The sequence below is a fragment of the Oxalobacteraceae sp. CFBP 8761 genome, assembly GCA_014841595.1.
GTDB lineage: Bacteria > Pseudomonadota > Gammaproteobacteria > Burkholderiales > Burkholderiaceae_D > Telluria.
In genome coordinates, this window is the sequence record JACYUE010000002.1 from 833,017 (window position 1) to 843,465 (window position 10,449).

The window sequence follows — 10,449 nt, forward strand, 5'->3', positions numbered from 1 at the left end:
AAATGAACAACCTTTATTCCCTGTTCTTCCGCATCTTGCTGGCGCTCTCGATCGCAGTTGGTGCGCCGGCCGCGCTGGCCGGCCCGCTGTACCGCGTCTCGCTTGACACGTCGTCCCTGGCCGGCAGCACGGGCTTTCTGTCGATGGGCTTCAACGCTGTCGGCGACGCCGGGCAGAGCTTCGCCAACGCAAGCAACTTCAGTGGCAACTTCGTGGGCGCGCCCCAAGCCACGGGTGATGTCACTGGCGATGTCGTTGGCGGCGTAACGCTGGGCAATTCGACGGGCTTGAACTTGTTTGACCAGGCGGTTAACTTCGGCGGGTGGTTGTCGTTCGATGTGAGCTTCGACCTGGGCAACGACGTATTCGGTACGCTGTTCAATGTGGCGCTCTTGAACGATACCTTCGACACTTTCCTGGGCGCTGATGGCGACCTGTTCACGATTGATCTGGTGCCTGGCTTGGCAGACGAACTGATCGTGTATGCGCCAGGGGTCGCGCAAGTGGCCCAGGTTGCCGAAGTCCCGGAACCAGGCGAATGGCTGCTGCTGGCCACCGGCCTGTTACTGATCGTCGCCACCCGCCGGATGCAACAGCGCGGCTAAACCCTGCACTGCAGGTATATACAGCGCAGCGACCAACAGGCCGCTGTGCTGTATTTATTTTATAAACATATAAATACGATAAAGAAATTGTATTTATAAACATTTGATCCTTGGGGCATAGTCATTGTATTGTCGCGCAGACATTACATATGCCTTCCATGCCAGTCCAGATTCTCGCGGTCGATCCTGACCCTGCTGTCCAGCAATTATTGAGACTCAATTTCGTCAGTGCCGGCTATCTGGTGGAGTGTTGTCCGGATGCGGAAAGCGCACTGGTACGCATGGTGCGCGGTTTGCCGAATCTGGTGCTGATCGAGTGGGAATTGCCAGGCCAGAGTGGCGAAACCCTGGTGCGCCGTCTGCGCGCGCACGCCAGCACGCGCGACATGGGCGTGATCATGCTCACAGAGCGCGGCGCCGAGGCCGACAAGGTGCTGGCGCTGGAATCGGGCGCCGACGATTACGTCACCAAGCCATTCAGCACCCGCGAATTACTTGCCCGCACGCAGTCCGTGCTGCGCCGCCTGGCGCCGGCCGGCGCTGCCGCTCTGCGCGACGGTGGCCTGCACCTCGATCCGGACACGTTGCAAGTCAGTGCCGGCGGTCGCCCGATCCTGCTCGGCCCCATCGAATTTCGCCTGCTGGCATTCCTGATGCGCCATCCCGAGCGCGTGCATTCACGGCCGCAGTTGCTCGACCGTGTCTGGGGCCGTCATGCCGTGCTCGACGAACGGACCGTCGACACCCATGTCGGGCGTCTGCGCCAGGCGCTGGGCCCGGACGGGCAGGGCGAGCGCATCCAGACCGTGCGCGGCGCCGGTTACCGCTTCACTGCCGGCCTGCCGGCGCTGGTGCGGGCAGCATGACGATCCTCGACAAGCTGGAGCAGGAATACCTGCTGCGTACGATCGAGTCGGGTGTCGGACTCACCGAGCGGCGCCAGCTGTTCCTGTGGACGCAGGGGGCGTTCCAGGCGCTGCTGCCCCACGAGATCATGCTGTGCGTGACGCTGGATGCGACCGGCGTCGTCGACCATGTCGAGTGCCTGCACCGCGCCGTGCTCGACCGCGCTGCGCTGGCGCAGCTCAAGGCCGATGTGGCGCCGGCGCTGGTCACGCGCTGGCAGGCGGAGCGCGCCATGCCCACCGTGATCGATAGCAATGACGCCGCCTTGCGCGCGACGGGCATGGACCACGCGCTCGTGCATGGCAGCGCGCAGCCGGGGACAGCCGGCACGGTATTCGCGCTGCTGGGCATGCCATCGCGGCCGGATGCGCGCCACGTCTATTTTCTGCAGTTGCTGCTGCCGTATCTGCATCTGGGATTGCTGCGCATGCCGGTCGCTGCCAGCGCCGGGCAGGGTGCCGACAGCGCGCCGGCGCGGGCCCTGAGCGGGCGCGAACTGGCCGTGCTCGACCGTATACGGGCGGGGCACAGCAACGAAGAAGTGGCGCGCCAGCTTGGCATCAGCGCGCTGACGGTGAAGAACCACCTGCAGCGCAGCTACCGGGTGCTGGGCGTGGCGAACCGCGCGCACGCGGTGGCGCGCTGCATGGCGCTGCGCCTGCTCTGAGCGTCGCTGCAAGAACATCGTGGCCGGCTTGGCGGGCGCAATTCGCTTGACCGCACGCCGAACGCACGCGAAGATAGCCCCATGAACAAACTCTTACTTTTGCTGCTCGTCAGCTGCGCCGCCTGCACGAGCCAGGCCCAAGGTCCCGTCCGCGCCCAGGTCAAGGGTGAAACCTCGATCAGCACGGCGCCTGCCACTACGCTGGCCGACATCCGGCGCCAGATCGGCACGCCGACGTGCAGCGACAACGCGCAATGCCGCACGCTGCCGGTGGGCGCCATGGCCTGTGGCGGCCCGCAGGAATACCTGCCGTATTCCACGCAAAAGAGCGACGCCAATGCGCTGCGCGCACTGTCCGAACGCTCGTATGCCGAGACCAAGGCCGCGCTCACGGCCAGCGGCATGGTGTCGACCTGCATGCTGAAAGCCGATCCGGGCGCGGTCTGCGTGGCCGGCACCTGCCAGCTCGGCACCGGGTCCACAGCCAATTAATCGCTTATCCGGCGAAGGTTGTAGTCGCCTGCAATGACAAAGCGCGCCGAGGCGCGCTTTGTCGTTTACCACACCATCACTTTACCGGCCCAGGTCCTTCTTGCGTGCGCCCGAGGCCGCACGTGGAATCGGGCTGTTGGTTTCCACCTGCAGCAGCGTCGTCGAGGCAACCGCGCCGCTTGGTTCAAGCAAGCGGATGGCGCCCAGGAAGCGTTTGCCGGTTGGCAGACCCGACCAGCTCGTGGTGACCGTTGCCGTACCGCCCACGTACACCTGGGCAGGCACCAGCGCCTTGAAGTTGTAGGCGCGGTCGGCCGTGGTGACGACGCCGGCATGCAGGCCGAAACCGATCACGCCGCCGTTGACGGTGTCGTAGCCAAGGGCGCAGACCGTGTAGGTGCCGGCGCTCGGCGAGGTCAGCGTGACCATTTCGTCCGACGTACCGTTGCCCGAATAGCCCACATCGGCATTCGCACCGTTGAGCACGAGCAGGTCGAGGTCGTTCGTGCCTTCGCCCGTGATGTCACGGTCGAACAGTTCGAACTTCGCCGCCATCGTGTTGCTTGGCACCACTACCTTGGACACGAACACGCCTGGTACGCTGGCCAGGCAGGCCTGGCGCATCGTTTCCCGGGTGCTGAAGATCGCCGGGTTGGCGGTGCCCACGGTGCCGGCAATGCGGTTGATTTCCTTCATGCCGCCGGCCGCCACGCCCATCTTGCCGGCGAACCCGGTGCTGATGGTGAGCGACTTGCCGCCGCTGGCGCGGTCGCTTTCCACAAGGGCAGGCGCCGAGATCAGGCGGCCGGAGCGGGCCACGATCGGGCTGCGCACGCGGTGGGTGCCGTCCGACCAGGTCAGCGAACCGAACTGCCACACATTCTCGACGGCGTTGGTGCGGGTCAGCGTCACGCTGTACTGGCGCGTCTCGCCGGCCGGCACGGTGAGCGAGGTCGGGCTGACCGTGGCGGTAAAGCCCGTGATCGCCACTGTCGGCGTGTAGGTCGATTCGCTGTCGCTGACATTGGTGACCGAGCGGGTGACGGTGACGGTGCCCAGAACATTGCCAACCGCGATCGATGGCAGGTTCAGGTTGTAGCCGGCGATGCTACCGCCGCTACATTGCGCTGCGATGCCCGCGCCGCACATGTATTTGCGGTAATCGAGTTCGGTGATGTCATACACCAGGCCCGGATTGGCCGCAGCGTTCGGTGCCACGTGGCCTGCGCCCTGACCGAACGGCAGACGCCCGCGTGTATCGCCGGACTGGATCGCATCGGCAAAGGTGTCGGTGGCGGTCGTCATCAGTGCCGATTTGATCATGGCTGGCGACCAGGTCGGATGCTGCTGGCGCAGCAGGGCGGCCAGGCCGGCCACGTGCGGGCTCGACATCGACGTGCCCTGGTACGACGCCCAGGCCACCGGCACCGGATCGAGCGTGCCGGTCAGCAGCGCTGCGCGCTGCGCTTCGGTCATGTTCGGCGAGACGCCGGCGATGACGTCCACGCCAGGTGCGGTCAGGTCAGGCTTGAGCACGTTCGGGTCGTAGCGGTTCGGGCCGCGCGACGAGAAGCTGGCCATCATCGGTGCCGACACGCTCGACGTGCCGATCACGAAGGTCGAGATCGACGCGGTGGCGCCGGACGTTGCGGCATACGCCTTGATGAGAGCGCCATCGTTGGCGTTGACGTGCACCGACGGGACTGCATGTACTTCGGCAACCAGGCCGGAGCCGTTGTCGATCTGCACCATGCCGACACCGCCGGCGTCCTTCACGGCCAGACTCTTGTCGACACGCGCATTGCCGCCGCGGGTACAGGTCACGATCTTGCCGGCCACCTTGGCCGGATCGAGCACGGCCTGGCCGCCGTTTTCGCTGGCGCTGTAGCACCGTGCCACCAGCGTCGGATTGGCGCCAGGCAGCGCCGCCGATTCGGCGGTGATCATTGGCGCCGGACCCACGGCCGTCGAGTTCATCGAGGCGCCGCGGAAGCTGCGGCCGTTGCCGAGGGTGACGGTGGCCTGCAGTTCGCGGTTGTGGGTCGAGGCGGCAACCGTTGCCTGCCATGGGCTGATGTGGGCAACCGTGTTTGCCGGGCCGCTGTTGCCGGCTGAGGCAGCAACGAACACGCCGGCGTTCGAGGCATTGAAGAAGGCTTGCTCGACCGGGTCGATGATCGACTCACCACCGCTGATCGAGAAGTTGATCACGTGCACGCCGTCGACGACCGCTTTTTCAATGGCGGCCACGCTGTCGCCGGTGAAGCAGGCATTGCGCCGGCCACTGGCCTGGCCCGAATCCAGGTAGGTCCAGCAGACCTTGTACGAAGCGATACGCGCACGGGGCGCGATGCCGCTCATTTCGCCGATGGCGACGCCGCCGACAATCGCGGTCGAGCGGGCATTGCCGCCGGCCGTGGTGGAGGTGTGGGTGCCGTGGCCGCCTTCGCCGGTGGTGCCGCCGATCGAATCGCGCGGCGACGAATTGAATTCGGTCCAGTGGCTCACCCGGTTGCTCGAGCGGTAGCTGGCGTCGAAATACTGGGCGCCGATCAGCTTGTTGTTGCAATCGGCGGCGGTAAAGCCTTCGCCGGTCTGGCACGTGCCTTTCCAGCGCGAAGGCGGCGCATCGTACACGATGGAGCCGCTGGTGGCGAAGGTCGGCTTGCCGTTGGCGTCGACACGGTCGGCGTACGATGGATGCTCGGGCCAGATACCGCCGTCGACGATGCCGATGATGATGTCCTCGCCGGCGGCGCCCTGGCCACCGAGCTGCGACCACAGGCCGCCGGGTTGATCCAGGCCGAGGAAGGTCGGGGTGTAGGTGGTGGCCAGTTCGCGCGGTACGTCCGGCGAGACCGTGACCACGTCGGTGCGCGCCATCAGCGTGCGCACTTCGGCATCGGTCAGCATGGCGGCAAAGCCGTTCAGGACCACGCTGTATTCGTGCAGCACCGGTGCGCTGGCGACGACGGCGCGCACGGCTGCCTGCTTGCGGGTCAGGTAGTTGTTGTAGAGAACTACATTCTGGGTTTCCAGGTTCAGGCGGCTGCCTGCGGTCGGCTGGGTCGCAGGCATGCCGGCGATCTCGCCGGTGTAGCCGGCGATTGGCTTGTCGGCCAGTTGAATGATGTATGGGCGGCGTACGTCGTCGGCCTGGACGGTGATCGTCAGGCTGGACAAGACCAGCAGTACTGCAGCAGAAAGCGGACGGAGTTTCATGGTGATTCGTTCCCGGGATACGTTGTGGGGGTCAGGCGCGGATGGCAAGGCTGTTGCTGCGGCGGCGGCGTGCGCTGGCGGCCAGGCCGGCGATGCCGAGGCCGAACAGCAGGGCGGTGGCCGGTTCCGGCACATCGGCGGCCGGGCCTGATTCCAGGTTGAGGTTATCGATCGCAAACTGCCCCTGATTGGTATTGAAGGAGCCGCATTCGCGCGCGGCATCGCAAACGAAGCCAAAGAGAGCGATTCTCATGAACTCCAGTCGCGAGAACGTGTCCATGTCATAGCTGCCGAATTCGAATCCAGCCCCGGATGGACCATCAAGTGCCAGGTTGATAAAAGACGATGTGCCGTCGGCCCGAAAGCCCTGCACGCGCAGCAGGCCTGAAATTGCCGGGTAGCCGCCAAGTTCGGTCGTATTGCCAATGAAACTCGCGTCCACGCCGAGCATACGGAATGGATTGCGGTCCTCGGCAGTGATCCAGACGACGCTGTCGTTGAAGGCGCCGTAGTACATGCTCGAATTATTGACCGGGCATGCCATGTCACAGGCCCATGGGTCGCTGCCATCGACAAAGGCGCCGACGCCGGTGCTGCTGTCGGCTTGCGGGTTGTAGGCATCGAACCGCATCGAGAAGCCCGACTCCTGGTAGGTCTCGCCATGCGCGACAGCCCCATAGCCGCTTTCGAAGCCGATGGTGGCTGCCTGGGCCGACGCGGTCAGGACGACAGCGCCAAGCGTGGCGCTGCATAACATTGCAAGGGTGCTGCCGAGGGTCGGTGATGCCAATCGTGCTTGCCGAATCATGATGTGCCTTTGTCGTTGGGTTGGTTCCTGCCGCGATACGGCAAGACCGGTAAAAGTGCAACTATGTGTTGCGTTGTAAATAAATATATCAATGGAAATAATTAAAATGTAAAAATTCTTAACAGGAAAAATCTTGAGTTTTCGAACAATTGATTAATTAAATTCGGTTTCTACAGCGACCAGTCTTTGTTTTACGGTTTTATGACGTCGGTATGAATTGTGGTGTTTTTGTAACGGTAATTGAACAAGGTGCTGTTTGTTTCGGGTCTACAGCTTTGACGCTGGGTGGTATCGCAAAACAAGAGTTGTCCTTCTGCTAGAGCGCGTGATACCGTTCAGAGGTATTTTTTTCGAGAAGCACATGAGGAGTCGGTTGATGTTTTTTGCCATGAAACGGGGCGCCGCGCGTCGCAGCGCCGGGTTCACGTTGCTGGAATTGCTGGTGGTGATCGTCATCATCGGTTTGCTTGCGGCCTATGTCGGCCCGAAATATTTTTCCCAGCTCGGCAAATCCGAAGTCACCGCGGCCAAGGCCCAGATCGACGCGTTCGATAAAACGCTCGATACGTACCGGCTCGATGTGGGGCGCTATCCGACCACCGAAGAAGGCCTGGCGGCCCTGATGACGGCGCCACCCAGCGCCGGCGTCAAATGGAATGGCCCGTACCTGAAGAAAGCCGTGCCGCTCGATCCGTGGGGCAATGCGTACCAGTACCGCGCGCCCGGCGCCCGGGCCGAATACGAAGTGCTTTCGCTGGGCAAGGACGGCCAGCCCGGCGGCGCTGGCGAGAACGCCGACATCACGTCGAACTGAACGACGTTGTTCGCCTCATTGTCTGCATCACCCACCTGACAGCACCGCCCATGCAGTTTGCCGTTCGTACCCTCGCGCCCGACATGTCGATCGCCAACCTCGTCGTGGATGCGCTCGATGCGCAGGATGCACGCCGCCAGATCGAGGCGCGCGGCCTGTTCGTCAGCGCCGTCGAACCGGCGCGCGGCGCACGCCTGGTCAGTTCGCGCGGCGCCAAATTATCTCTGGTCCTGTTCAGCCAGGAGCTGCTCGCGCTGCTCAACGCTGGTCTCGGCATCGTCGAAAGTCTCGAAGCCCTGCTGGAAAAGGAAAGCGCCGCGCCCACCCGCGCCGTGCTCGAACGCCTGCTCGGCGGCCTGCGTGAAGGCAAGCGTTTTTCGGCCGTTCTGGCGGCGCAGCCAGCGCTGTTCCCGCCGCTGTACATCGGCATCGTGCGCGCCGCCGAAGGCACCAGCGATCTGCCGCGCGCACTGACGCGCTACATCGATTACCAGCAGCGCATCGACACCGTGCGCGCCAAAATCGTCAGCGCCTCGATCTATCCGGTGATTCTGTTGATGGTCGGCGGGGGCGTGTCCGGCTTCCTGATTGGCTACGTGGTGCCCAAATTCGCCGAGGTCTACCAGGGCGCGGGGCGCGACCTGCCTTGGCTGTCGCAGCGGCTGCTCGACTGGGGCCAGTTCGCGTCCGGCCACGGGACGGCGATCCTGATCGGTGCCGTGCTGGTGGTCGCCAGCATCGTCGCCGGCATCCGCCATCTGCGCCGCAGCGGCGGCATGGGCCGGCTGCTGCGGCGCGTGCCCGGCATCGGCGAGCGTGCGCGCGTCTATGAACTCTCACGCCTGTACCTGACGCTCGGCATGCTGACCGAAGGCGGCATCACGATCGTCGGCGCCATCGAAACCGTGCAGCAAATGGTCTCGCCGCATCTGGCAAAAAACCTGGCGGCGGCGCGCGCCGCGATCGAGTCGGGCGAGCCGATGTCGAACGCCTTCGAAGCCCATGGCCTGACCACGCCGATCTCGCTGCGCATGCTGCGCGTGGGCGAGCGCACGGGCGAGATGGGGCCGATGCTGACCCAGTCGGCCGCGTTCTACGATGGCGAGATCGGGCGCTGGATCGACCGCTTCACGCGCACCTTCGAGCCGCTGCTGATGGCGGCCATCGGCCTCGTGGTCGGCGCCATCGTCGTGCTGCTGTACATGCCGATCTTCGATCTGGCAGGAGACATGTCGTGACCGCCGCGCCGTTCGATCCCGCCATCCTGGCGCAGGCCAGAGCAGCGTCCAACGTATCGCGCCGGGGCCTCGTGGCCGAGCTGGAAGCGCTGACCGGGCGCGACGCGCGTGAACTGGTCGACGACCTGGCCGGGCTGTTTGCGCTGCCCGTCATGGAAACGGGCGAGATGCTGCTGCTTGCGCCGGCGTTCGACCTGCTGCCGCTGGCGCAGGCGCTGTCGCGTCACTGCGCGCTGCTGCGCCACGCCGACGGACGCCTCGTTGGCGTGGTGGCCGACCCGTTCGATCTCGATCTGCAGACGTGGCTCGGCGCCCAGGCGCGCGCCACACCTGGCCGGCCACTCGAACTGTGTCTGGCGCAGCAGGCCGACATCCAGGCCTACCTGTCCAAGCAGGAAGAATCGGCGCGCGCCGTCGATTCGCTCGTGGGTGGGGCAGCCGACGGCCGGCGCGACGGCAAGATCGGCACCGTGCTGTCGTTCGCCTCGGTGTCCGAAGCGGGCAGCCCGGCCGTCAAGCTGGTCAACTCCACGCTGTACGACGCGCTCAAGGCCGGCGCCTCGGACATTCACCTGGAAAGCACGGCCGGCGGCCTGGCCGTGAAATACCGCGTCGACGGCGTGCTCGATCACGCCACGACCGTGGGTGGCATCGAGCTGGCCGAGCACATCATCTCGCGCCTGAAGGTGCTGGCCGAACTCGATATCGCCGAGCGCCGCGTGCCGCAGGACGGCAGTTTCCGGGTCGAAGCGGCCGGGCGCGACATCGATTTGCGCGTGTCGATCATGCCGAGCATTCACGGCGAAGATGCGGTGATCCGTATTCTCGACAAGCGCGCGATGATCGAAGCCTACGGCTCGCTCACGCTCGAAGCGCTGGGATTCGATGCGCCATCGCTCGTCACGCTGCGCCACCTGGCGCAGGAAGCCTACGGCATGCTGCTGGTGACTGGCCCCACCGGCTCGGGCAAGACCACGACGCTGTACGCGGCGCTGACCGAAATCCACAACGGCCGCGAAAAGATCATCACGATCGAAGACCCGGTGGAGTACCAGCTGCCCGGCATCCTGCAAATCCCGGTCAACGAAAAGAAGGGCCTGACGTTTGCCAAGGGCCTTCGCTCGATCCTGCGGCATGACCCGGACAAGATCATGGTGGGCGAGATCCGTGACCGCGAAACCGCCGAAATCGCGGTGCAGTCGGCGCTGACCGGTCACCTGGTTCTGACGACCGTCCACGCCAACAATGTGTTTGACGTGTTCGGACGCTTTACGCACATGGGCATCGATCCGTATGCGTTCGTCTCGGCCCTGAACGGCATCTGGGCCCAGCGCCTGATCCGCATGAATTGCCCGCGCTGCGGCGAGCAGCACGATCCGACGGATCTCGAACTGGCCTCGGTGCACCTGGAGCGTGCCGAGGTGGGCGACTACCTGTTCATGCGCGGGAAGGGCTGCGGCGATTGCCGCGGCACCGGCTACAAGGGCCGCCGTTCGATTGCCGAAATCCTGACCCTGAACGACGAGATCCGCGAACTGATCGTCGACAAGCAGCCGATCCGCCGCATCAAGGCCGCGGCCCACGCCAACGGCACGCGCAGCCTGCGCCTGGCTGCGCTCGACCTGGTGCGACGCGGCGCCACCACCATCGATGAAATCAAGCGGGTGACCCTGCATGCTTAGGCGGACCAATCTGCG

The 10,449-nt window shown here is 64.7% G+C and carries 9 protein-coding genes; 7 read left to right on the plus strand and 2 right to left on the minus strand.

Annotated elements, in window-relative coordinates:
• Window positions 1-2: 2 nt before the first annotated feature.
• From IFU00_16025 to IFU00_16040, 4 genes are all read left to right on the plus strand, one after another.
• Complete coding sequence (locus IFU00_16025) at window positions 3-605, plus strand: NF038129 family PEP-CTERM protein (GenBank protein MBD8543792.1); 603 nt, start codon at window positions 3-5, stop codon at window positions 603-605.
• Window positions 606-763: 158 nt separating this feature from the next.
• Window positions 764-1,471 (plus strand): winged helix-turn-helix domain-containing protein, encoded by a 708-nt coding sequence (locus tag IFU00_16030; GenBank protein MBD8543793.1) that lies wholly within the window; start codon window positions 764-766, stop codon window positions 1,469-1,471.
• On the plus strand, window positions 1,468-2,178 hold the full coding sequence (locus tag IFU00_16035; GenBank protein ID MBD8543794.1) for a helix-turn-helix transcriptional regulator: 711 nt from the start codon (window positions 1,468-1,470) through the stop codon (window positions 2,176-2,178). The genes IFU00_16030 and IFU00_16035 overlap by 4 nt, the downstream gene beginning before the upstream one ends.
• A gap of 81 nt (window positions 2,179-2,259) precedes the next feature.
• Complete coding sequence (locus IFU00_16040; GenBank protein MBD8543795.1) at window positions 2,260-2,670, plus strand: hypothetical protein; 411 nt, start codon at window positions 2,260-2,262, stop codon at window positions 2,668-2,670.
• An 81-nt stretch (window positions 2,671-2,751) separates the two neighbouring features.
• On the opposite strand, the gene IFU00_16045 is transcribed toward IFU00_16040, so the two are convergent.
• On the minus strand, window positions 2,752-5,892 hold the full coding sequence (locus IFU00_16045; protein MBD8543796.1) for a S8 family serine peptidase: 3,141 nt from the start codon (window positions 5,890-5,892) through the stop codon (window positions 2,752-2,754).
• A gap of 31 nt (window positions 5,893-5,923) precedes the next feature.
• Window positions 5,924-6,649: a PEP-CTERM sorting domain-containing protein gene (locus tag IFU00_16050; GenBank protein MBD8543797.1), complete on the minus strand. Its 726-nt coding sequence runs from the start codon at window positions 6,647-6,649 to the stop codon at window positions 5,924-5,926.
• Window positions 6,650-7,076: 427 nt separating this feature from the next.
• Here IFU00_16050 and gspG point away from each other — a divergent pair, with 427 nt between their 5' ends.
• Genes gspG through IFU00_16065 form a run of 3 tightly spaced genes read left to right on the plus strand, consistent with a single transcriptional unit; the run spans window position 7,077 to window position 10,434 of the window.
• The gene (gene gspG / locus IFU00_16055; GenBank protein ID MBD8543798.1) at window positions 7,077-7,514 is read left to right on the plus strand and encodes a type II secretion system major pseudopilin GspG; all 438 of its coding nucleotides are present in this window, start codon (window positions 7,077-7,079) and stop codon (window positions 7,512-7,514) included.
• A 50-nt stretch (window positions 7,515-7,564) separates the two neighbouring features.
• On the plus strand, window positions 7,565-8,752 hold the full coding sequence (locus tag IFU00_16060; GenBank protein ID MBD8543799.1) for a type II secretion system F family protein: 1,188 nt from the start codon (window positions 7,565-7,567) through the stop codon (window positions 8,750-8,752).
• Window positions 8,749-10,434, plus strand: coding sequence for a type II/IV secretion system protein (locus IFU00_16065; protein ID MBD8543800.1), 1,686 nt, complete (start codon window positions 8,749-8,751; stop codon window positions 10,432-10,434). Before IFU00_16060 ends, IFU00_16065 begins: the two co-directional genes overlap by 4 nt.
• Window positions 10,435-10,449 lie beyond the last annotated feature (15 nt).

What these genes read in the sequence shown, in the direction of transcription:
- IFU00_16025 (MBD8543792.1), top strand. Translation starts at nt 3, where the DNA reads ATGAACAACCTTTATTCCCTGTTCTTCCGCATCTTGCTGGCGCTCTCG.
- IFU00_16030 (MBD8543793.1), top strand. Translation starts at nt 764, where the DNA reads ATGCCAGTCCAGATTCTCGCGGTCGATCCTGACCCTGCTGTCCAGCAA.
- IFU00_16035 (MBD8543794.1), top strand. Translation starts at nt 1,468, where the DNA reads ATGACGATCCTCGACAAGCTGGAGCAGGAATACCTGCTGCGTACGATC.
- IFU00_16040 (MBD8543795.1), top strand. Translation starts at nt 2,260, where the DNA reads ATGAACAAACTCTTACTTTTGCTGCTCGTCAGCTGCGCCGCCTGCACG.
- IFU00_16045 (MBD8543796.1), bottom strand. Translation starts at nt 5,892, where the DNA reads ATGAAACTCCGTCCGCTTTCTGCTGCAGTACTGCTGGTCTTGTCCAGC.
- IFU00_16050 (MBD8543797.1), bottom strand. Translation starts at nt 6,649, where the DNA reads ATGTTATGCAGCGCCACGCTTGGCGCTGTCGTCCTGACCGCGTCGGCC.
- gspG (MBD8543798.1), top strand. Translation starts at nt 7,077, where the DNA reads ATGTTTTTTGCCATGAAACGGGGCGCCGCGCGTCGCAGCGCCGGGTTC.
- IFU00_16060 (MBD8543799.1), top strand. Translation starts at nt 7,565, where the DNA reads ATGCAGTTTGCCGTTCGTACCCTCGCGCCCGACATGTCGATCGCCAAC.